The sequence below is a fragment of the Streptomyces sp. NPDC047917 genome (genome assembly GCF_043204345.1).
GTDB lineage: Bacteria > Actinomycetota > Actinomycetes > Streptomycetales > Streptomycetaceae > Streptomyces > Streptomyces sanglieri.
Genome location: NZ_JBIDCA010000008.1, coordinates 85172 through 108339, shown reverse-complemented (window position 1 = coordinate 108339; position 23168 = coordinate 85172). Strand labels below are relative to the sequence as shown.

At 73.5% G+C, this 23168-nt stretch carries 14 protein-coding genes and 1 tRNA gene; 9 read left to right on the top strand and 6 right to left on the bottom strand.

The features are described 5' to 3' along the window. Positions 1 to 110: 110 nt before the first annotated feature. Complete coding sequence (locus tag ACGF8B_RS20500) at positions 111 to 1622, top strand: FG-GAP and VCBS repeat-containing protein (protein ID WP_392740339.1); 1512 nt, start codon at positions 111 to 113, stop codon at positions 1620 to 1622. Between the two features lie 507 nt (positions 1623 to 2129). Here the strand turns inward: ACGF8B_RS20500 and ACGF8B_RS20495 are convergent. After that, positions 2130 to 2202: transfer RNA gene (locus ACGF8B_RS20495), tRNA-Arg, on the bottom strand. Between the two features lie 328 nt (positions 2203 to 2530). On the opposite strand from ACGF8B_RS20495, the gene ACGF8B_RS20490 reads away from it, so the two are divergent. The 8 genes from ACGF8B_RS20490 (at position 2531) to ACGF8B_RS20455 (ending at position 12955) form a co-directional block, all read left to right on the top strand. Further along, on the top strand, positions 2531 to 4189 hold the full coding sequence (locus tag ACGF8B_RS20490; RefSeq protein WP_392741011.1) for an ATP-binding protein: 1659 nt from the start codon (positions 2531 to 2533) through the stop codon (positions 4187 to 4189). Next, on the top strand, positions 4186 to 6087 hold the full coding sequence (locus tag ACGF8B_RS20485) for a YfjP family GTPase (protein ID WP_392740337.1): 1902 nt from the start codon (positions 4186 to 4188) through the stop codon (positions 6085 to 6087). Before ACGF8B_RS20490 ends, ACGF8B_RS20485 begins: the two co-directional genes overlap by 4 nt. Positions 6088 to 6186: 99 nt before the next feature. Then, positions 6187 to 6747: a single-stranded DNA-binding protein gene (locus ACGF8B_RS20480; protein ID WP_392740334.1), complete on the top strand. Its 561-nt coding sequence runs from the start codon at positions 6187 to 6189 to the stop codon at positions 6745 to 6747. A 297-nt stretch (positions 6748 to 7044) separates the two neighbouring features. Further along, the gene (locus ACGF8B_RS20475) at positions 7045 to 8493 is read left to right on the top strand and encodes an LAETG motif-containing sortase-dependent surface protein (RefSeq protein WP_392740331.1); all 1449 of its coding nucleotides are present in this window, start codon (positions 7045 to 7047) and stop codon (positions 8491 to 8493) included. 262 nt (positions 8494 to 8755) lie between these two features. Further along, positions 8756 to 9940, top strand: coding sequence for a PQQ-binding-like beta-propeller repeat protein (locus ACGF8B_RS20470; RefSeq protein ID WP_392740328.1), 1185 nt, complete (start codon positions 8756 to 8758; stop codon positions 9938 to 9940). 242 nt (positions 9941 to 10182) lie between these two features. Then, a complete protein-coding gene (gene ettA, locus ACGF8B_RS20465; protein ID WP_392740326.1) occupies positions 10183 to 11847 on the top strand; it encodes an energy-dependent translational throttle protein EttA in 1665 nt (554 codons plus the stop codon). 5 nt (positions 11848 to 11852) lie between these two features. Further along, a complete protein-coding gene (locus ACGF8B_RS20460) occupies positions 11853 to 12275 on the top strand; it encodes a thioesterase family protein (protein WP_342285932.1) in 423 nt (140 codons plus the stop codon). Then, positions 12272 to 12955, top strand: a complete 684-nt coding sequence (locus ACGF8B_RS20455) for a hypothetical protein (protein ID WP_392740325.1) — start codon at positions 12272 to 12274, stop codon at positions 12953 to 12955. The genes ACGF8B_RS20460 and ACGF8B_RS20455 overlap by 4 nt, the downstream gene beginning before the upstream one ends. Positions 12956 to 13087: 132 nt before the next feature. On the opposite strand, the gene ACGF8B_RS20450 is transcribed toward ACGF8B_RS20455, so the two are convergent. The 5 genes from ACGF8B_RS20450 to ACGF8B_RS20430 all read right to left on the bottom strand — a co-directional run bounded on the left by ACGF8B_RS20450 (position 13088) and on the right by ACGF8B_RS20430 (position 23010). Continuing rightward, on the bottom strand, positions 13088 to 14284 hold the full coding sequence (locus tag ACGF8B_RS20450; protein ID WP_392740324.1) for a serine hydrolase domain-containing protein: 1197 nt from the start codon (positions 14282 to 14284) through the stop codon (positions 13088 to 13090). Continuing rightward, entirely contained in the window at positions 14281 to 15840 is a 1560-nt protein-coding gene (locus tag ACGF8B_RS20445; protein WP_392740321.1) for an alpha/beta hydrolase, read from the bottom strand. The genes ACGF8B_RS20450 and ACGF8B_RS20445 overlap by 4 nt, the downstream gene beginning before the upstream one ends. Before the next feature lie 111 nt (positions 15841 to 15951). Further along, on the bottom strand, positions 15952 to 16917 hold the full coding sequence (locus tag ACGF8B_RS20440; RefSeq protein ID WP_392740318.1) for an ABC transporter ATP-binding protein: 966 nt from the start codon (positions 16915 to 16917) through the stop codon (positions 15952 to 15954). Next, entirely contained in the window at positions 16914 to 19715 is a 2802-nt protein-coding gene (locus ACGF8B_RS20435; RefSeq protein ID WP_392740315.1) for an FtsX-like permease family protein, read from the bottom strand. Before ACGF8B_RS20435 ends, ACGF8B_RS20440 begins: the two co-directional genes overlap by 4 nt. A 1-nt stretch (position 19716) precedes the next feature. Then, on the bottom strand, positions 19717 to 23010 hold the full coding sequence (locus ACGF8B_RS20430; protein ID WP_392740313.1) for an FtsX-like permease family protein: 3294 nt from the start codon (positions 23008 to 23010) through the stop codon (positions 19717 to 19719). Positions 23011 to 23168 lie beyond the last annotated feature (158 nt).

Below are 23168 nucleotides of genomic sequence, written 5' to 3'. Positions count from 1 at the left end.
AGCGTCCCGGCCGGTCTGACTCCGCACAGCAACGGTGCCGTGCCGGTGCAGCGAACCGCCGGTGAACCTCCGCTTGCGCAAACCTCCCGCACCCGAACGAAGGAGTCCACGTGGCATCCCGTGCCCTAGGAACCACCGTGGTCCTCGCCATCACCGTGGCGACCGCCGTGACCACGTTCCCCATCGCCCGGGCGGCGACGCCCGACCGCGTCCCGACCTCGGCGTCGGCGTCCGCGAACGGGGCGGTGCCCGCACCGGCCCCGCGCCGTGACGACTTCAACGGGGACGGCTATCCGGACCTGGCGTTCACCGCACCCGGTGCCACCGTCGACGGCAAGGCCAAGGCCGGGTACGTGGCCGTGGTGTACGGCTCCAAGAACGGGCCGCAGACCTCCACCAAGCAGGTCTTCACACAGAACTCGCCCGGCATGCCGGACTCCGCCGAGGCCGGCGACGGGTTCGGCGGCTCGATGGTCTCCGCCGACCTCGACAAGGACGGATACAGCGACCTCGTGGTCGGCGCCGGCAACGAGAAGATCGGCACGGCCGGGTCCGCCGGAACGCTCACCGTGATCTGGGGCGGTGCGAAGGGCCTGTCCGGCGGCGCGACCCTCCTGAACGGCGACGAACTGTACGACGAGGTCGGCGCCCGGACCGCGGCCGGTGACTTCGACGGCGACGGCGCCCTGGACATCGTCACCGTCGGCATGCACAACACGTATGCCCTGTCGGGCCCGTTCAAGCGCGACGGCAGCGCGGCGGCCCCCGTCAGGGAGATCCGCGACATGGACGACCTGCGCTACATGGACGTCACCGCGGGCGACTTCGACGGCGACGGCCGCGACGACCTGGCCGGCGTCGTCCACGACGGCGACGAGTACGACGCCCGCCGCATCCTCGTCCGCGACGGCGGCGCCACCGGCCTCGCCGAGGACTACACCGTCGTCAACGACGCCAAGGGCGGCCGCCTCCAGGCAGGCGAGACCATCACGGCCGGCCGGGTCGACGGCGACAAGTACGCCGACCTCGTCGTGGGCCGCCCGGTCGACGGCTACGACAGCGACCTGGGCCTCCCGCTCGCCAAGGGCGGCATGATCACCTACGTACCGGGCGGCGCGAAAGGCCCGCGGGGCGACCGGGCCAAGGTCTTCAACCAGGACAGCGCCGGTGTCCCGGGCGCCGCCGAGGAGGGCGACGGCTTCGGGGCCTCGGTGTCGATCGGCGACGTGAACGGCGACGGCTACGGCGACATCGCCGTCGGTGTCCCGGGCGAGGACCTCGGCACGACGAAGGACGCGGGCTCCGTCCTGGTCCTCCCCGGCACCGCGTCCGGCCCGACCGGGACCGGCACCGTCGGCTTCAACCAGGACACGGCGGACGTGCCGGGGGCGGCCGAGGCGAACGACCGGTTCGGCGGCGCCGCCAAGCTGGTCGACGCCAACCGCGACGGCCGCAGCGAACTGGCCGTCGGCGCCCCCGGCGAGAACGCCGGCGCCGGCTCCCTGTGGATCTTCCCGACCACGGCGGCCGGCCCGACGGCCAGGGGCTCGTTCACCTTCGGCCACGGAACGCTGGGCACGGTGGCGAAGTCCGCCGAACTCGGCTCGTCCTTCAACCGCTGACCGCCGACCGCTGACCGCTGACCGCTGACCGCTGACCGCGTACCGCGACGCGGGAGCGTCGCCCGCGAGACGCGGAGTGCTGCGGGACGGGGCGTGCATGCCCGCCCCCCCCACACGCCGCGAGGCGGAACCGGACGGCCACGCGGAGTCGGCGGCCCGCTGTCGTCCCTCACGAACACGCCCCAGGAGGCGTAGGCCCGCCCGGTGTTGACCCCGGCGTTCCCCTTGCCGGGGCCAACGCCGGGTTGGGCCGGGGACGGAGAAGCCCGTACGGGATCAGCCCGTACGGGATCAGCCCGTACGGGATCAGCCCGTACGGGATCAGTCCGTACGAGGTCCGTCCGTACGGGGTCAGCCCGTACGAGGTCCGTCCGTACGGGTCCATCCGCACCTGGGACAGGGCGGGCGCCGGAGAAGGCGGACTCGGCAAGGCGCTCTGCCCGACACCACCGGACACTTGGGTGCCACACGCACCTCTGGTGCTCCGCGCCGGTCAATGACCTGTTGCGCCCCCGGCAGGACTCGAACCTGCGGCCAAGCGCTTAGAAGGCGCCTGCTCTATCCACTGAGCTACGGGGGCCGGGTGTTGGCCTCGGCGGCCTGGTGCCCTGGGGCCGGGCCGGTCGGTGACCTGCCGGGACAAGGATAGGGCTCCGATCGCCTCGTCCTGGTTGCTTCACCTGCGTGGCACGATGTGGAGGTTCGGTGAAGCGAACCGATAATCGCAGGTGGGTGGGATTCGTGCACCGCTTTTGACGCCTCGCGCCCCGGGTGTTGTGCACTCGTTATGCCTGCGCCCCACTCATCCCCTCTGTCCCGACTTCATCCCTGGGAGAGAACCGGCGCGCAGAGGCGGCTATACGCTTCAAAAAGACGCCAAAATTGGGCATTCTTCGCATGTGGTGACCTTGGACGTACGGCCTCAGCTCATCGACGCACTTTCCGCCCTGCGCGACCGTGTCGCTGCCGTGCGTCTTCCACTGCCGCTCCCGGGGGCCGGGCGCGCCCGGCAGACCCGGAGCGAGTTGCTGGCCCAGCTCGACGACTATCTGCTTCCCCGGCTCAGGGATCCCGAAGCGCCGCTGCTCGCGGTGGTCGGTGGTTCAACCGGGGCGGGGAAGTCGACGCTGGTCAATTCGCTGGTGGGGCGGCCGGTCAGCGAGGCCGGGGTGCTGCGGCCGACCACCCGGACCCCCGTGCTCGTCTGCCACCCGGACGATCACCACTGGTTCGCGGGAGCACGCGTACTGCCGCGGTTGACCAGGATCTGGCTGCCGCCGGAGGAGTCCGGGGAGCCCGGCGGGTGCGACGGCCTCGACGGGCTCGACGGCCTCGACGGGGACGAGGAGGACGGGATCTCGCTGCGGGTCGAGACCTCACCGGGGCTGCCGCGCGGGCTCGCGCTGCTCGACGCGCCCGACATCGACTCGCTCGTGGTGCGCAACCGGAGGCTGGCCGCCGAGCTGATCTGCGCCGCGGACGTATGGGTGATGGTGACCACTGCCTCCCGGTACGCGGACGCGGTGCCCTGGCACCTGCTGCGTACCGCCAAGCAGTACGACGCGTCCCTCGTCACCGTCCTGGACCGGGTGCCGCACCAGGTGATCGCCGAGGTGTCCCGGCAGTACGGGGCGCTGCTCACGCGGGCCGGGCTCGGCGAGGTGCCGCGCTTCACCATCCCCGAACTGCCCGAATCCGCCGGTGGCGGCAGCGGGCTGCTCCCCACCACCGCCGTCGCCCCGCTGCGGGCCTGGCTCAGCCACCGCGCCCAGGACCCGGCGGCCCGCCAGCAGGCGGTCGGGCGTACGGCGGCCGGGGTCATCGACTCGCTGGACGTGCGGATGCCCGAGCTGGCCGGGGCCGTCGCGGCGCAGTACGCGGCGGCCGTGCGGCTGACCGGTGTGGTCGAGGACGCGTACCGGGCGGAGGGTGCCCGGGTCCGGCGCAGGCTCCGCAACGGCGGCGTGCTCGCCGGGGACGCCCGGACCAGATGGCGCGGCTACCCGCAGTACAGCACCTCGGGGGAACTCCTCGAAGCGCTGGTCGAAAGCCTCGCCGCACTCCTGCAGTGCGCCGTGGCCGCCGCCGACGAACAGATCCGCTCGACCTGGCAGCGCGAACCCGCGGCCCGGGAGTTCGGCTTCGAGGACGTCGGCCGGGAAGCCGGGGGATGGGGGCCCGCCGAGGACATCCGAGGCCGGATCGCCATGGCCGTACGGCGCTGGTGGCGGGTCCTGGAGGAGCTGGCAGAGGAAGAGGTGCGGCGGCTGGAACGCAACGCCGCACCCGACGCCGAGACCGTGGCGGCGCTGCTGGCCGCCGCACTGCTCGGCGGCCGCCGCACCCGTGGCGCCGGGGAGCAGCTCGCCGAACGGATCGGCGCCCAGGGTGCGCTGAGGCTGCGTGACAAGGGCGGGGTACTGCTCACCGAATGCCTGGACCGGGTGCTGAACGGCGAGCGCGACCGGCGGCTCGCACCGCTCGACGCGCTCGACGTGGCCCCGGAGCCGCAGGCCGAACTGATCGCCGCGCTGTCCGTACTGCAGAAGGAGAGGTGGCAGCGATGACTGCCGTCACTGACGAGGGGACCGGCCCGGCCGGGAGCCCCGCTTCCCACGAGGACCAGGACGCGGACGGGGTGGTCCGGGTGCCGGGGACCGGCCGGGTGCCGGAGCCGGGCCGGGACTGGAACGACGGGCTCATCGCCCGGCGGGCGGTGGCCAGGGCGGTGGATCCCGGGCCCGGGACCGCCCGGGACGACGACGTACGGCCGCCCCAGGTCGAGGCCTATGTGCCCTCCGGCGGCCCGCTCCGGCCGCGGCTGGACGCGCTGCGCGAACTCGTCGGGCTGTCCCGGGCCCGGCTCGACGGGGACACCCTCGACGAGGCGGGACGAGTGCTCGACGAGGCGGCGGCCCGGCAGCGGCTCTCCTCCCGGCACACCGTCGTCGCCATCGCCGGGGCCACCGGCAGCGGCAAGTCGATGCTCTTCAACACCCTCGCGGGCGCCCAGATCTCCGACACCGGACTGCGCAGGCCGACCACCGCCGCCCCCATCGCCTGCTCCTGGACCGACGGGGCCGCCGGACTGCTCGACCGGCTCGCCATTCCGGGGCGGCTCAGGCGAAGGCCGCAGCAGGGCGGCGCGGACACCGACGAGGCACTCCAGGGACTCGTGCTCGTCGACCTGCCCGACCACGACTCGGCGGCGACCGAACACCGCGAACAGGTCGACCGGGTACTGGCGCTGGTCGACGCGGTGATCTGGGTCGTCGACCCGGAGAAGTACGCGGACGCGGCCCTGCACGAGCGCTATCTGCGGCCGCTCGCCGGGCACGCCGAGGTCACCTTCGTCGTCCTCAACCAGATCGACCGGCTGCCCGGCGACGCCGCCGACCAGGTTCTCGACGATCTGCGCCGGCTGCTCGACGAGGACGGCATGGCACTGGGCGAACACGGCGAACCGGGCGCCACCGTCATGTCCCTGTCCGCGCTCACCGGCGAGGGCGTCGGCGAACTGCGCGAGGTGCTCGGCCGGTTCGTCCAGGAACGGACCGCGGCGGCGCGCAGGCTCTCCGCGGACGTGGACGCCGCCGCGGCCAGGCTCCGCCCGGTGTACGTGGCCGAGGGCCGGCCCGGCCTCGGCGAACAGACCCGCGAGGAGTTCGCCGACCGGCTGGCGGAGGCCGTCGGGGCGGCCGCGGCGGGCCAGACGGCCGAGCGCGAGTGGCGCAGGAACGCCGGACGGGCGTGCGGAACGCCCTGGCTGCGGCTGTGGCGCTGGTACGAGTCGGCCCGGCGGCCCGGAAGCCCGGAACGCGCGGCGCAGCCCGAGCCCCCGGAGGAGGAGATCACCGCCCGGCAGCGCGTCGAGCAGGCGGTACGGACGGTGGCGGACGAGGCCGCCGACGGGCTTCCCGGGCCCTGGGCCCAGGCGGTCCGCGAGGCGGCGGTGCACGGCGCGGACGGGCTGCCGGAGGCACTCGACGCGCTGGTGGAACGGGTAGGTGCGGAGCACGCCCCGGGCGGTCCGGCGGTGGTGGCGACGGGCGTGGCCGGGGCCTCGGGGGTGGCACACAGCGGCCGGGTGGGCGGGAAGCCGCCGCGGCCGAAGTGGTGGCCCGCCGCGGTGCTGGCGCAGGCCGCGATGACGCTGCTGCAGATCTTCGGCGGGCTCTGGCTGGTCGGGCAGATCGTCGGCGTGCTCGAACCGGGTTACCTCACGCCCGCCCTGGTGATGCTGACCGGGGTGGTCGGCGGGCCCCTCGTGGAGTGGTCGTGCGCGGCGGCGGCGCGTGGGCCGGCGCGACGGTACGGGCAGGAGGCCGACCGGCAGCTGCGCGAGGCGGCGGCGGCCTGCGGGCGGGCCCGGGTGCTCGATCCGGTGGCCGCGGAGCTCGTGCGGTACCGCGAGGTGCGCGAGAGGTACGCGGCGGTGACGGAGATTTCCACAACCGGCGGGTAGTCCACAGGCCCCGGCAGGAATTCCGCCTTCCCTTCAACCTGGGATCAGTGACCGCGCGGACGCGATCGCTGTTCCGAAGGCCGAAGGGGAGGCGGAGTCATGAACGACACCTTGGTGACATTGGTGGGCAACGCGGCTACGGGCGTGGAGTTCCGGGAGACCGCGACCGGTGGAATGGCGCGATTCCGGTTCGCGGTGACGCCGCGCCGCTGGGACCGCGAGAAACAGCTCTGGTCGGACGGGCACACCAGCTTTTACACGGTGTGGGCCTGGCGGACCCTGGCCTTGAATCTGTCCGGTTCCGTTTCCGTCGGGGAACCACTGGTCGTGCACGGCAGGCTGAAAGTGCGCGAGGAGGAACGGGAGGGGCAGCGCAGGACGTTCGTGGACATCGAGGCGGTCGCGGTGGGCCACGATCTGACCCGGGGGACGGCCGCGTTCCGGCGGGTGCTGAGGGGCGAGCCCGCGCTGACGGCCCGGGTGGGCAGCGCCGAGAGGCCGGGTGCATCGGCCCGACCGGAGGGGTTCACCGGGCCGGACGATCCGGAAGTCCAGGGTGATCCGGGTGATCCGGGCGATCCGGGGAAACCGTACGGTTCCCGAGCCAAGCGCCCGACAGCCCGTCAGAAGGCTGGAACGGAGCTCGCGTCGGTGCCGTGACGGACCGGGGCGGCGTGCCGGGCACACGTGCCGGGCGCGAGCCGGGAGGGGAGGGACCGGGGCAGGCCGGGGAACCGGAAGCGGGTTGGCGGGGGCCGGGATCGGGCCGGGCGAGCGAACGCGAGTGATACCGGCGATAACGATTCCGATTCGGAATGGTTGTACGACGGTATGACGGGGGACTGTTCATCGCTTCGTCCTTAGGATTCCCAGTACTCACGGGGCACTTGAGTCGACTGGCGGGGCAATCCCCACACGCGCATCAGGCGCGGAGGGTCCCGCCCGGAGGGGAATTCTGTGTTTTCTGCTTCTTCAGCGACCGCTTCGTCGTCCTCGGCGACGACGGCCAATTCTCCACGGCGGCGCGGCATAGCCCGGCTGGCCGCATCGGTGGTGGCATCCGGTCTGGTCATGGCAGGCGCCCTCGTCGGCGCGGGCGGCGCGGTCGCCGACGAGGCGCCGCAGCACCAGGGCGGCGCGGCCGCGGTGCTGGACGGGTTGAAGACCTTCGACCGCGCCGTGCTGCACACCGGCGGCCGGGACCAGCAGCTGCCCGCCGGCCTCTTCGAGATGACCGTCGACGGCGGCGGCCAGATCAAGACGTACTGCATCGACATCCACAACCCCACGCAGGACCAGGCGAAGTACCTGGAGACCCCCTGGAACCAGACCTCGCTCGGCGCGAACAAGAACGCCGGCAAGATCCGCTGGATCCTGGAGCACTCCTACCCGCAGGTCGACGACCTCGCGGCGCTCGCAAAGGAGGCCGGTACCGGCCCGCTCACCGAGAAGGCCGCGGCGGCGGGCACCCAGGTCGCCATCTGGCGCTACTCGGACAACGTCGACATCGAGGCCACCGACGGCCAGGCCGAGAAGCTCGCGGACTGGCTGGAGCGCAGCGCCGTCGACCAGGCCGAGCCGAAGGCGTCCCTCGCGCTGGACCCGGCCGCGGTCTCCGGCAAGTCCGGTGAGCGGCTCGGCCCGGTCACCGTCCACACCAACGCCGGCCAGGTCTCCGTGACCCCGCCGGCCGACGCCGCCAGCGGCGTCAAGGTCACCGACAAGGCCGGCAAGCCCGTCACCGCCGCCGCCAACGGCGCCGAGCTCTACTTCGACGTGCCCGAGGGCACCGCCGACGGCTCCGCCTCGCTGACGGTCCAGGCCACCACCTCGGTGCCGGTCGGCCGGGCCTTCGCCGGTGTCACCAAGAGCCAGACCATGATCCTGGCCGGCTCCAGCGAGACCACGGTCTCCGCGACCGCCACCGGCACCTGGGCGAAGAAGGGCGCGATCCCGGCCGTCACGGCCAAGAAGAACTGCGCCAAGGGCGGCATCGACGTCACCGCCGCCAACACGGGCGACGAGGCCTTCACCTTCGAGCTGGCCGGTGTGAAGCACACCATCGAGGCAGGCAAGTCCGAGACGGTCACCGTCCCGGTCGCCGAGGACCAGGCCTACGACTTCACGATCACCGGTCCGGGCGGCTTCACCAAGACGTTCAAGGGCGTCCTGGACTGCAAGACCAGCGGCAGCGCCACCGGCGGCACCGACACCCAGACCGGTGGCGACAAGCCGGCCCCGGCCACCTCCGGCGGCAGCACCTCCGGCGGCTCGGGCGACCTCGCCGAGACCGGTGGCTCCAGCGCCACCCCGGTCATCGCGGGCGTCGCGATCGCCCTCGTCGTGGTCGGCGGCGGCGCGGTCTTCCTGCTCCGCAAGCGCAAGGCCCAGCCCTCCGCGCAGTAACCCCGCACCACCTCTCCGCGCATCGGCCGCGGAGTGACGAACGACGGGCGGACGGTCACGTCCACCCGATGACGGCCCCGGCACGCAGACGCGTACCGGGGCCGTCGCATGTCCGGGGGTGTGGCTCAACCACCGGAAAATGAAAGGCGGTTGATGCATCCGCAGGGGATCATTGGGTCCGAAGCGGGCCACCGGATCCGGGGGCCGGTCCGCCCTGTGCGCATCGCCACGGCGATGCCGGATGAGGATGGGGGATGTCCGAGTGAGACTTCGAAGATCCATCGCCGCGGTGTTCGGCGCGGCGCTGTCGGCCGTCGTGTTCGTGACACCGGTCGACGCGCAACCGGTGCGTACCGGCGCCACGACCACCTATCAGATCAACGCACGGCACGACGGCAGCCTCGTCGACACCGCCGTGGGTGCGCCGCCGCTCAGCCAGAAGTGGTCCCGCGACCTGGGCGGGAACGTCTCCTACCCCGTCGTGGCCGGCGGGCGCGTCTTCGCCACCGCCGCCTCGCCGGACGGGTACGGCACCGTCCTCCACGCCATCGACGCGGCCACGGGCGAGGACGCCTGGGCGCCCGTCGACCTCGGTGGCACCTACTGGTGGTCCGCGCTCGCCTACGGCGGCGGTCGGCTCTACGCCCAGAGCGACGACGGCGTACTGACCGCGTTCAACCCGGCCACCGGGGCGAAGATCTGGACCACCACGCTGACCCCGCAGTACTCCTTCACCTCGCCGCCCACCTTCGCCGGCGGCGTGGTGTACACGGGCGGCGCCGGCTCGGGCGGCACCCTGTACGCGGTGGACGCGGCCGACGGCTCCGTGCTCTGGACCCAGCCCGTCGAGAACGGGGACAACAGCTCGCCCGCCGTCACGGCCGACGGGGTCTACGTCTCGTACGCCTGCGAGCAGACGTACGCCTTCGACCCCAAGTCGGGCGACCCGATCTGGCGCCACCGCACGGACTGCTCCGGCGGCGGGGGCCGCACCCCTGTCCTCGCCGACGGCGGTGTCTGGATCCGCGACGCGGGGATGCCCTCCACGGTCCTCGGCACCACCGACGGGCAGGTCCGCGGCAGCTACGAGGCCTCCGGCCGGTCGCCCGCCCCGGCCTTCGACGGCCGCCAGGGCTACTTCGTCGACGAGGGCGTCCTTCAGGAGCGGCACAGCCGCACCCTGGACACCCGCTGGAAGTTCGAGGGCGACGGCCGGATCAGCACCGCGCCGATCGTCGTCAACGGCTACGTCTACGTCGGCTCCGCGACCGGCCGCCTGTGGGCCCTCAACGGCGCCACCGGCCAGTCCGTCTGGTCCACCGACGTCGGCGCGCCGATCAACGAGCCCGACGAGCAGAACGTGTCCCAGCCCCTGACCGGCCTCGGCGCGGGCGGCGGACTCGTGGTGGTCCCGGCCACCCACCTGCTGGTCGCCTACGGGCAGTGAGCAACGGGTGTGGTCGCCGGCCCCGGCGACCACACCCGGCCGCAGGCCGCCGCCGGTGGCCCGTCGGTGACCACCGGCTACGTCCGGTGACCGGTCGGCTACCGGCGGGGAACGATCGGCTGCCGGTGGGCACGGCGAAGGGGCAGGTCGCGGGCTCCGGGTGATACGGGTTTCCATCCTGGGATGGACGTCAGGCAAGATGGGGTGTATCTGCCCACACATCGATTGCCGGACGGTTTCTCTTGGCTGAGTACATCTACACGATGCGCAAGACGCGCAAGGCGCACGGCGACAAGGTGATCCTTGACGACGTCACGCTGAGCTTCCTGCCCGGGGCGAAGATCGGTGTGGTGGGTCCCAACGGCGCCGGTAAGTCCACGGTGCTGAAGATCATGGCGGGGCTGGAGCAGCCGTCCAACGGTGACGCGTTCCTGTCGCCCGGTTTCAGTGTCGGCATCCTCATGCAGGAGCCGCACCTCGACGAGACCAAGACCGTTCTGGAGAACGTCCAGGACGGGGCCGCCGAGGTCATGGGCAAGCTCAAGCGCTTCAACGAGGTCGCCGAGCTCATGGCGACCGACTACTCCGACGCGCTCATGGACGAGATGGGCAAGCTCCAGGAGGACCTGGACCACGCCAACGCGTGGGACCTGGACGCGCAGCTGGAGCAGGCCATGGACGCGCTGGGCTGCCCGCCCGGCGACTGGCCGGTCGTCAACCTCTCCGGTGGTGAGAAGCGCCGCGTCGCGCTCTGCAAGCTGCTGATCGAGGCCCCCGACCTGCTGCTCCTCGACGAGCCCACCAACCACCTCGACGCCGAGTCGGTCAACTGGCTGGAGCAGCACCTCTCGAAGTACGCCGGCGCCGTCGTCGCCGTCACGCACGACCGGTACTTCCTGAACAACGTCGCCGAGTGGATCCTCGAACTCGACCGCGGCCGCGCCATCCCCTACGAGGGCAACTACTCCACGTACCTCGACAAGAAGGCCGCCCGCCTCAAGGTCGAGGGCCGCAAGGACGAGAAGCGCGCCAAGCGGCTCAAGGAAGAGCTGGAGTGGGTCCGCTCCAACGCCAAGGGCCGGCAGACCAAGTCCAAGGCCCGTCTCGCCCGTTACGAGGAGATGGCGGCCGAGGCGGACAAGATGCGGAAGCTGGACTTCGAGGAGATCCAGATCCCGCCGGGCCCGCGACTCGGTTCCATCGTCGTCGAGGTCGAGAACCTCTCGAAGGCCTTCGGCGACAAGGTCCTCGTCGACAACCTGTCGTTCACGCTGCCGCGCAACGGCATCGTCGGCATCATCGGTCCGAACGGCGCGGGCAAGACCACGCTGTTCAAGATGATCCAGGGCCTGGAGTCCCCCGACAGCGGCTCGGTCAAGATCGGTGACACGGTCAAGATCTCCTACGTCGACCAGTCCCGCGCCAACATCGACCCGAAGAAGACCCTCTGGGCCGTCGTCTCGGACGAGCTGGACTACATCAACGTCGGCCAGGTCGAGATGCCCTCGCGGGCGTACGTCTCCGCGTTCGGCTTCAAGGGCCCGGACCAGCAGAAGCCGGCCGGGGTCCTCTCCGGTGGTGAGCGCAACCGCCTCAACCTGGCGCTGACGCTCAAGGAGGGCGGCAACCTGCTGCTCCTCGACGAGCCCACCAACGACCTCGACGTGGAGACGCTCTCCTCGCTGGAGAACGCGCTGCTCGAATTCCCGGGTGCGGCCGTGGTCATCTCCCACGACCGCTGGTTCCTGGACCGGGTCGCCACGCACATCCTCGCCTACGAGGGCGACTCCAAGTGGTACTGGTTCGAGGGCAACTTCGAGTCGTACGAGAAGAACAAGGTCGAGCGGCTCGGTGCGGACGCGGCCCGTCCGCACCGTGCCACGTACAAGAAGCTCACGCGAGGCTGATCGTCTTGGCTCGTCACATCTACAGCTGCCCGCTGCGCTGGTCGGACATGGACGCCTTCGGCCATGTGAACAACGTGGTCTTCCTCCGCTATCTGGAGGAGGCGCGGATCGACTTCATGTTCCGGCTGGCGCCGGGGGACGGATCGCCGTCCTTCGCGGGCGGCTCCGTCGTGGCCCGGCACGAGATCGACTACGTACGGCCGCTGGTCCACCGGCACGAGCCGGTGACCGTCGAGTCGTGGGTCACGAAGATCGGTGCCGCGTCGCTGACGATCGCGTACGAGATCAAGGACCCGGAACAGGTGTACGTCCGGGCCTCGACCGTCGTCGTGCCGTACGACCTGGCCGAGGAGCGGCCCCGGCGGATCTCCGCCGAGGAGAAGCTCTTCCTCCAGCAGTACCTGGCCGAGGAGCCCGCCGCAGCATGACGGTGCCCGTACGGTCGCTGGAGTTCGCCGACACGAGGGAGGCCGCGGATCTCGCGGCCTTCCTCGGCCGGCTGCTCCACTACGACCGGGCCGCCGCAGTGCGGATGCAGGCGGGCGGCGGTGCGCTGGCCGTGTTCGGCAGGCCGCCGTCGTTCGAGGTCCTGGCGATCCGCACGGCGCGGCTGGCCGGTCCGGACGACGGCTTCGACGTCACCGTGTCCGCCGGTGAACTCCTCGAATCCCTCGGGGAGTCCACCGAAGCCGGTGCGATCCCGGCCCCCGTCACCGGTCCGCCGTGGACGGGCGTCCTCCCGCCGCGCGGCGGCTGGCGGGAACAGCCCGGCCTGCCGGGGCCGATGGCCCTGCGCGACGCCGTGGCCGTCGCCGTGGCCGAATTCCGGTCCCGCGACGAGGAGTTGCCCGAGGAACGCCGCACCCGGGCGGAACGGGACCTGATCGGCCGCGAGATCTGGTCGCGGACGGTCGGCGACACCCCGCTCCCGCTGCGCGCCGTGCACGCCGCCCAGTCGCTGGGATTCCTCCGCCCGGTACCGGACTTCCCCGTGGCCCTGCTCGCGGCCGGGTCCTGGCTGCGGCTGCGCACCCCGTTCGGCTCCATCGCCCTGCGCGGTTCGGGCAGCGGGCTCGGCACGCTCAACCTGTCGGTGGGCACGGGCTGAGCGGCCGGCCTCAGCCGTCACCATGCTGGGCCGACCGGTCGTGCAACGGGTCGTTCGGTCCGGGGACCGGGGCGTACGCGGCCGGGCGGAGTGCCCGGCCGCCGCTCGCGGCCGTGCCGCCGGGGCCCCGGTCTAGAGGCCGGTCAGGGCCCTGTCCACCAGGCGTCGCGCGGCCGCGTCCTGGGCGTCCTGGGCCGGGTCGCCCATCCGCAGGGTGAACGTGGCGCTGGTCGCGGCCCGGGAGCCGTCCGGCGTCACCCCGCTCTCGGAGACGGTCCCCAGATGGGTTCCGCCGTGGAACCAGATCCCGCCGTCGCTCCCGGCCACCGGGCGCCAGGCGATGCCCAGCCCGTAACGGACTCCCGGCGCCGCGATCCAGTCCTCGGCCACGGCCGTCTCCTTCATCGAGGCCAGCTCGGCCGGGCGCAGCAGCCGGCCGCTCATCAGGGCGCGCAGGAAGACCCCGTGGTCGTGGGTGGTGCTGATGACGGAGCCGTCCGCCCCGCCACCGGGGGCCACCGTCGTGTCGGTGGGCCGGGTGCTGCCGGGGAACCAGGTGCACGCGGTGGCCGTGGGCCGGGGCACGTACGGCGAGGTTCCCGGGGTGAACGTGTGGCGCAGGCCCAGGGGTTCGACGATCCGGTCGTGGATCTCCTGTGCCCAGGAGTTGCCGGTCACCCGCTCGATGATCAGGCCCGCCACCACGTAGTTGGTGTTGGAGTAGCCCCAGCGCCGTTCCCGGGCGGGGCGTTCCGCGTCCGGTACCCACAGGGGCGGCCGGCTCAGTGCCGCCTTCAGCTGGTCCTCGGGGGTGGTGACGCGGAACCGCGAGCGTCGGTAGCCGTCCGGGGTGAACGCGTCGGCCGAGCCCGGTGAGACGGCGAGGTAGTCGTTGAGCCCGCTGGTCTGGCGCAGCAGGTCGGCGACCGTGATCCTGCGGCCGTCGTTGCCGTTGCCCTGCACGGTGCCGGGCAGCCACCGCTCGACGGTGTCCTTGAGCGCGAGCCGTCCCTCGCCCACCAGTTGGAGGGCGAGCGTGGCCGTGAACGTCTTGGTGTCGCTGCCGATCCGGTAGTAGGCGTCCCGGGGGACGGGGTGGTGCGGGCCGCCCGGGGCGGTGGAGCCGGCGCGGGCCGTGGTCCGGTCGCGGGCGCTCTGGACCTCGGCCAGTACGCCGGTGGCTCCGGTGGCCACGATCGCGTCCACATCTTCCTGGAGGCGGTCGCCGAGCCCGGGACGGTGTCGGGGGGCGGCCGTCGCCGCAGGGGCGGCCGCTCCGGTGAGCAGGACCGCCGCCGTGGCCGCCAGGCCCGTACGTCTGCTGATCACCGGTCCTCCCCGGTGCGCGGGCAGGTCAGGTCGGCGGTGGGGAGCGTGCCGTCGCGCAGGTAGTCGTTGACGGACTCGTCGGCGCAGGGGACGGCGGTGAGGCCGCCGACGCCGCGCCCGTACACCCCGTGCGAGCGGATGTCCGCCGTCACCAGCCGTGAACCGGTCAGCCGGTGATGCAGCGCCAACCCCCCTTCGTAGGGGACGTTGTTGTCCCGCCGGGCCTGGAGCATCAGCACGGGTACGCCGTTGCCGATCACCGTGGCGGGCTCACGGGAGGTGCTGGTCCAGAACGCGCACGGGGCCGTCATGCCGTTGACGAACGGGCCGAAGACGGGCTGTGCGGTGCGGCTGCGCTCCATGTTCTTCCAGTACGTCTCCGGGTTCTTCGGCCAGCCGCCGGCCGGCCAGCCGCGGTCGCCGCACATGAACAGGGTCCCGCCCAGCATGCTGTCCGCCAGTTCCGGTGAGGCGAGCAGCTCCAGCATGGCGGCGAGCTCCGGGCCGGGCTCGACCGGCCGGCCCGCGGCCGCGTCGATCAGGTCGCGCATCGTACCGGCGAGCGCCGGGTCGTACTCCTCGTGCTGGACGAGCTGCCGCAGCACCAGCCGCAGCAGCGGAGCGTCGAGCCGGACGCCGGAGACGGTGACCGGGCGCCGCTCCGCTCCGTCGAGCAGCCGCTGGACGTTCGACCGTACTCGGGAGGGTGTCCTGCCGAGCCGGTAGGTGGCGTCGTGCCGTGCGGCCCATCCGGCCCAGGCGTCCAGTGCCTCTTCGAGCGGCTTGCCCGCCCGCTGGAAGAGTTCGTACTGGGTGGCCGTCGGGTCGGTCGAGGAGTCGAGGACGAAGCGGTCGGCGCGGCGGGGGAACATCTGGGTGTAGACGGCGCCCAGGTCGGCGCCGTACGAGACGCCGTAGTACGAGAGCCTGCGCTCGCCCAGTGCCGCACGGATCGCGTCCATGTCGCGGGCGACGTTCCTGGACGTGGCGTGCGGCAGGAGCCGGGCGTTGTCGCCGTGCTCCAGGCAGCGGCGTGCGGTGTCGCGGGCGGACCGTACCGACTGCTCGAAGTCCTGGCGGCGGGTCGTGGCCGGGCCCGGCGCGGGCGTCGGGGCGGCGGGGTCGCAGGTGATGGGGGTGGACTCGCCGAGGAAGCGGGGATCGAAGCCGATCAGGTCGTAGCGGCCCGCGACGTCCTTCAACGCGGGGCGCAGATAGAGGGTGTTGGCGAGCCCCGGCCCGCCCGGTCCGCCCGGGTTCGACAGCAGGATGCCGCGCCGCTGTCCGTGCTTCGCGGTGGCCCTGATGCGGGAGACGGCGATCCGGATCTTCCGGCCGCCGGGATCGGAGTAGTCGAGCGGGACGGTCACCTCCGTGCACCGCGCACCCGCCTCGTTCAACTCCCGCTGCTGAGGCGAACAGGGGCCCCAGGCGAGCCGCTGGCGAGCGGTCGGGGCGGTCGGGGCGGTCGGGTCGGGGGCGGCCGCCGCGGGCAGGCTGCCCGCGAGCAAGCAGGTCAGGCCCAGGCCGGCGGTGACCAGTGAGGCGACGCGCATCGTGCTCCTCGGATCAGGTGAATGACTCCCGCACGACGCTAGGCACGTACGCGGTGCGGGAACATCCGGCCACCCGGTCGAAGCGACCTGGGGCCAGCACCACCGCGACCGTCACGGCTTGGCGTCGTCCGGCCAGACCCCGATGTGGTCGTGCTCCAGTTCCAGCATCACCCGGTGCTCCATCCCGAGCGTCTCCGTGTAGTCGGCGGGCAGTTGGAGCCGGCCGGCCCGGTCGAGCATCGCGTACTCCCGGGCCACCTGGGACTCCAGGCCCGTCGTGGCGTCGACCTCGGTGTGGCGCAGCACCTCGGAGGACGTACGGCCGTCCCGGATGGCCACCGTGCGGCGGACCTCGGAGGCCACCGCCTGGTCGTGGGTGACGATCACGATGGTGGTGCCCAGCTCCTCGTTGGCACGCCGGAACGCCGCGAAGACCTGCTCACCGGTGGCCGAGTCGAGCTCGCCGGTCGGTTCGTCGGCGAGCAGCACCGACGGGTTGTTGGCGAGCGCGACCGCGATCGCCACCCGCTGCTGCTGCCCGCCGGAGAGCTGCTGGGGGCGCCGGTCGCGGCAGTCCGCGACCTCCAGGATCTTGAGCAGCGACTCGGCGCGGGCGGCCCGCTCGGCACCCCGGCCCCGGCCCCTGCCGCGCAGCTGCATCGGCAGGGTGACGTTCTGGACGGCGGTGAGATACGGGAGCAGATTGCGGGCGGTCTGCTGCCAGACGAACCCGACGACGTCCCGCCGGTAGCGGAGCCGTTCCTTCGGCCCCATCGACAGCAGATCGCAGCCCGCGACCTTCGCCGACCCGGCCGTCGGCACGTCCAGGCCCGCCAGGATGTTCATCAGGGTCGACTTGCCGCTGCCCGACGCGCCGACCAGGGCCATCAACTCGCCCTCGGTGACCAGGAGGTCCAGGCCCTGGAGGGCCTGCACCTCCACCCCGTCCGCGGAGAAGATGCGGACCAGACGGTCGCAGGCGATCAGCGCGTCGTGCCCGTACGAGGGCCGGTCGCGGCGCGCGGTGGCGCGCTGTTCGAGCTCGGCGAGTGTGGTGTCGGCCGACGGCGATGTCATCGTGAGTCTCCTGCCCTGAGTTCGGTGTTCGGTCCGCGACGGCCGGCCCACCGGGCCTGGACGGCGGCCACCGCGGCGGTGAGGGCGACCACACCGAGCGCCGGGAGCGTCAGCGACCACGGGTCGGACCGCAGCCGGGCGATGTCCGGCATGGTGGTGCCCGGCCCGTTGAAGAGCGCGAGCCCCGCGAGGTCGACGCCCGGGGCCAGCAGCGAGATCGTCGCCCAGCCGACCAGCACCCCGCCGACGGCCACGGGCAGCGCCTGCGGCAGCGCTTCGAGGCCGACCAGCCGTCTGCCCTGCCGGGTGGGGAGGCCCATGGTCCGCAGCCGGGCCAGCAGGGCGGTGCGCTCCGGTGCGGTGCGCAGCAGCGACAGCAGGACGGCCAGCAGGGCGTAGCCCGCCCCGACCGCGACCGCCGCCGCGTAGATCCCGCGCGCCCCCAGCTGCATCGGGGTGTCGACGAACGCCGCCCGCTCCTCGGCGCGCAGCCGTACGGAGATGCTCTCGCCCGCCTGCCGGGTCATGGCCCGCAGCGCCTTCGGGTCGGGGTCACCGGCCACCAGCAGGGTGGTGGTCCGCTGCCAGGTGAGCGCCGCGGTGTCGACGAGCAGGAAGTCGTGGTCGGGGACGGCGGCGGTACGCGGCACGATCCCGGCCACCCGCACCCTGAGGTCCCCGCCCGGGGTGGTCAGGTCGCGCGGCCCGTCGCCCAGCTTCGCGGCGATGGACGGCGACGCGATCACCGGCACGACCACGCTCCCGGCCTTGCCCCTGCCCGCCCGCAGCCGGTCGGCCGGGAACGCCCCCAGGTCCGCCGTACGGGCCAGCCCGGCGTACGCGTCGGGGTCGACACCCAGCACGACCGTTTTCTCCATGCGGCCGGTGCCGTCCGCGCCGGGCGGCATCGGTACCTCGGACATCACCTGCACCGCGGCCACCTGCCGTACGCCGTCCGCCGCCCGGACCTCCCGGACCAGGCGGGCCGGGAGCGGCGCCGTGTCGAGCATCCCGCTGATCCGGGCGTCCGCGCCGACCGTGAGCAACGCCGCCCGGTCCCGGGCGTCCGAGACCCCGGCGAGGACCGAACCGCCGAACCCCGCCGTGGTCAACGCCAGCAGCAGCGCGAGCAGCGGCAGCACACCGCCCGCCGAACTCCGCCCGGCACGGGCCAGCGACAGGAAGCCGACCGCCCCGCGCCGCCGGGCGACGGCCCGCGAGGCCAGCCGCAGCGGCCACGGCAGCAGCCGCACCAGAACCAGCGCCGCGATCAGCCCGACGAGCACCGGGGCCGCGCTGAGCAGCAGATCGCCGCCGCCGTTCGCCGTACCGCGCCGCCGCAGCCCGGCCACCGCACCCACCGCCAGCACCAGCACGGTGAGCTCGGCGACCGTACGCAGCCGGGACGGGCGGGCGTCCATCAGGTCGTCGCGGGTCCCGGGCAGCCTCGGCCGGCGGTGCGGCAGCACCGAGCCCAGCGGCAGGGCCACGCAGACCAGCGCGGCGACGACGGCCGGCCCGGCCACCGAGGGCCACAGCCGGGCCGGTCCGAAGAACGCCAGCGCGCCCAGCAGCCCCAGCGCCGCCGCGGGCACGGCGACCACCGCCGTCTCGGCGAGCAGCCGCCGGCCCAGCCCGGCCAGCGAACCGCCGCGCGCCCGCAGCAGCGCCAGTTCCTCCCGGCGCCGCCCGCCGATCAGCCCGGCCGTCATCAGCAGCACCGCGGCGGCGACGGCCCCGACACCCACGGCGGCCACCGTGACGACCGGCTCGATCGCCGCGCGCAGCGTGGCGTACCCGGCGAGGATCTGGTCCAGTTCGGTCCCGAAGGCCGCGTTGTCACCGGCCATCCCGCGCAGCCGCACCAGCCCCGGACCGCTCTCCAGCGAGGCGATTGCCGAGCGCAGCCCCGGTACATCGGCGGCGGTCAGACCGGAGGCGTCCGGCGCGAACCGCCAGAACATCTCAGGCTCGCCGGTCGAGCCGAGCAGGGCGGGCCCGGCGTCCGGCGGCAGCAGCACAGTCGCGGTCCAGTAGTAGCGGGGCGGGTCCAGGCGCGGCGGGGTCGAGGCCGGCTCCTGCACCAGGGCCGGGGTCCGGAACAGCGGATCGGCCGACCAGTAGGTGCTCCGGGGCTTCCCGGGGGCGACGACGCCGGTGATCCGTACGGTCAGCTGCTCCCCGGCCCGGGTCGGTACGGAGATCGTCGAGCCGGGCCCGGCCCCCAGCGCCTTCGCCGTCTCCTCGGTGACGACACCCTCCACCTCACCGGTGTCCTCGGTGACCGTGCCACGCACGGTGGGCCAGGCCCCGGAGCGCAGTGCGGCGTGGCGCGGGAGGTCCGACAGGGTGGTGTAGTTCAGCTGCGGGTCGAGCCCGTCGGGCCGGGGCAGCCAGGTCTCCTGCGCGGGTATCGTCCGGCTGGTGCCGAAGCCGTACGCGGAGTCGGCGGCACCGGGCCGCACCTCGGCGGGCAGCGCGGCGCGCACTCTCTCGTGGACGGTCTTCAGCGCCGCGCCGCGCACCGCCCCCTCGCGCTCGGCCGGGGGCATCTGGAGGCTGGGCTGCGGGCTGCTCAGCCCCAGGACGCTGTGCTGGGGGCCGGCGGCGGTGATGTCGTGGCGCAGCCCATCGGTCCCCTGGCGCTCCACCACGCGCGGGAAGAGGGCCGCGAGGAACGACGTGACCAGCACCAGCAGCGCCAGCGCCCAGGCGGTGCCGGGCGCGGTGCGCAGCCGGGTACGGACCCAGGGGGCACCGGCGGGGGCGCCACTGTCTCGAACGGAACGCGGAGTCATGTCAGTTGTCCCCCTGGACGCGCAGCGAGGCCGCGGGGTCGGTACCGCGCAGAGCGAGGGACACGACGATGACCAGCGGCAGCGCGGCCACGCCCGCCAGCAGTGCCGCGACCTGCCCGGCAGGCAGTTGCACCAGCACCCCGGGCACCGGCGCGGTGGCCTGCCCGGTCAGTACGACGAGCGGTACGACGGCGCGGTTCAGCACCGCCCCGAGCACGGTCCCGACCAGCAGCGCGATCGCGATCAGCACGCCCTGTTCGGTGGCGATCATCCTGGTCAGCCTGCGGCGTGGGGTGCCCAGCGCCCGCAGGACGGCGAACTCGGCGGCCCGCTCCCGCTGCGCGCCGACGGCGCTCACCGCGAAGCCGACCGCGGCCAGGGCCGCGGCGACCACCGCCACCGCGGGCAGCGCGGACTGCGGCCCGGCACCCAGCGGATCACCGACCAGTTCCCGCGCGATCTCGTCCCGCACCAGGACCTGCGCCGGATCGGTGTCCGGCTGCGCCCGCAGCGTGGCGGCTGCCTTCGCGGCCTGCCCGGGGGCGGTGCCCAGCCACCATTCGTTGGCGGAGAGCGCGGCGTTCGGGCGCTGCGCGAGGACGTGGTTGACGGCCCGGAAATCGAGCAGCAGCGCACCGCCGTCGCGGTCCGGGCCGCCGCCGGGGACGGAGTCGTCCGCCCCGGGGCCGGTGGTCGGCAGCCGGCGCACCGTGTCCACGATCCTCACCCGGACCGTCTCACCGGCCAGCGTGACATCGACGTGCTGCCCCTTCCTCGCCCCGGCGGCCTTCAGATACGTGTCGGTGACGATGGCGTTCGGCATCGGCGCCTTCGGGCGGGGCGCGGTGGCCCGCAGGGAGTAGGCGGGCGTGTAGTCCCACACGTTCGGGGCGGCACCGGTCTCGTACGTGAAGGCCAGCGGGGTCTTCGCGGAGGCCGTCGCGTCCACCGGTTCGCCGCGCCGCGTCTCGGCGCCGGAGCCGGTGCCGGTCAGTTCGGCGTTCCAGCGGAAGCCCTCGGGGACCCGGACCGGCTGCTCGGTGCCGTCGGACGTCACGGTCCGCAGGGCGCCGACGACGAACCCGTACGACGTGCTCTCCCCCTCCGGCCGGTTGCCGTTCAGCTCGAAGCCGGTCACGGCCAGGTCGCCCGCGGCCGACACCTCGAAGGCGACCGGACGCGCCTTGCCGTCGGTGCGGACGGTCCCGGCCGACAACCGGTAGGGCAGGCCGTAGCGGTCCTCCAGCAGCACGGCGAGGACCGGGTCGTCGCCCTGCCGCCCGTGCGTGCCGGCCGAGGTGATCCGTACGTCGAACCGGAGCCGCTCGCTCTTCTCCGGCAGCACCAGCCCGGCCCGTGCGGGGCTCGGCCGGTCGAGCGGGTCGAAGAGCCGCTCCTGCGGCCGGTCGCCGAGATCGTCGCGGATCAGCATCCGCTCGGTGGCGTGGGCGGTGTCCAGGGCGAGGACCGAGGCGGTCCGGTTGCCCGAGAGTTCGGTGGTGGTACGGAACGCGGGCGCGGCGTCCCGTACGCCCGGCAGCCGCGCGTACCTGCCCGACTTCACCGGATCGTCCTCGACGCCGGTGATCACGCGCAGCGAGGCACCGGCCCTGAAGTCCGCCTGGTCGCCCTGCGAACGGTCCCAGGAGGCGCGCTGCCCGACGGCCAGCATGCCCATGGCCACCGCGAGGACCAGCAGCAGCACGGGCCCGGCGTTGCGCAGCGGGCGGCGGCTGAACTGCCAGCCGGACAGGGCCGCGATCAGCCCCCGGCCGCCCGCGGCCGCGCGCTCCGCCAGCCGGGCCGCGGGCGGCAGCAGCCGCAGCGTCAGCACGGTGCCCGCGAGCAGCAGCAGCGCGGGCGCCGCGACCAGCAGCGGATCGATGCCGAGCCGCCCTTGCCGGTCCCCGCTCAGCACCCCGCCGCCGACCTCGGTGGCCCGCCGGTCGAGCTGCCAGTACGCGACCGCGGCGATCACCAGCAGGCCGAGGTCGGCACCCGCCCGGAGCGGCGCGGGCAGCGCCACGGCCCGGCCCGCCCTGCGCTCCGAGGCACCCGCCGCCAGCGCGGGCGCCACGACGGCCAGCGCGCAGCAGAGCGCGGTGACGGCGGCGACCAGCCAGACGGTGGCGGTGGCGCCGCCGTCGACCCGCAGCCCGATCCGGGACAGCGCGCCGCGCGTCGCGAGCAGCCGGGTCAGCGGTCCGGCGAGCAGCGGGGCGATCAGCGCGGCGGGCAGCGCCAGCAGCAGTGCCTCGATCGCGGCGAGCGCCGTGATACGGCCGCGCGATCCGCCCCGGGCCCGCAGCAGCCGGGTCTCCCCGTCGCGCTCGCTGCTCAGCAGCCGGGCCACCAGCAGCAGCGCGTACCCGGCGAGCAGCACCAGCTGGACGGCCACGATCATCAGCGTGGAGCGGGAGACCAGCAGCGCCCGGTCGATCTGCTCCAGGACCCGGGGCAGCGAAGTCCGGGCGGTGGCACCGCTCTTGAACTCGGGGGCGGCCAGCAGCGCCTTCGGAGCGGTGGTGGCGGTGTCGTGCAGCGCGTCGACGCGGCCGGTGGTGACCGTGCGGAAGTCGGCCGCCGCCAGCCAGGACATCGTCCCGGCACTGATCCGTCCGGATCCTGCCGCGGCAGGATCGGTGAGCAGCGGACCGTAGGTGGTGAAGGCGACCTTGCGGATGCCGCGCCCGCCGAGCTCGTCCAGCTGCCAGTACGGATCGGCCGGGTCGGACACCTCGTACACGCCCGTGACCAGGATCCGCAGCGGCTTGTCGGTCAGCCGGTCGGTGACGGTGAGCCGGGCACCGGGCTTCAGCTTCAGCGCCTCGGCGGCGGTCCGCGGCAGCGCCACCTCGACGGGCTCGCCCGGCCTTTCGCCGCCCGCCGCCGGCATCCGGCCCGCGGCGATCCGGACGCGGCTGCGGTCGAGCGAGGCGAAGTGGGTGAGATCGGGTTCGCCGCCGGCGGCCCGTGGATCACGCGGCAGCGCGTACGCCCCCGACGTCTCCATCGTCCGGACGGTCACCGGAAGTCCGCCGAAGGTCTCGCGGGCCGCCTTCCGGGCGATCACGTCGGCCGCCTCCCGCTGCGCGGGCGCCACCTGCGAGGACATCACGAGGGAGGCGTCGGCAGCCGAACGGTGGGTGAGGGCGTTGCGGAGCGCCGCGTCACCGACCGAACCGGAGAAGGCGGTCAGCGCGGCCAGCACCGAGGTGGTCAGCAGAACGGCGAGCACCGCCGCGGAGAGCAGGAGCCGGTGGGCCCGCACCCGGAGAAAGACGAAACCCGTCACTCACGCCCCCCTGGGCCCTCAAAACACACACGCCCCCCGGCGTTCACAGATGCTTTCAAGGCGCATGGGCTCTTGGAAACCGCTTGCGTGAGTACTTGATGCGATTGTGACCGTTTATCGGTGACGGACGACCGAATTCCGCGCCCGGTGAAGGTCCG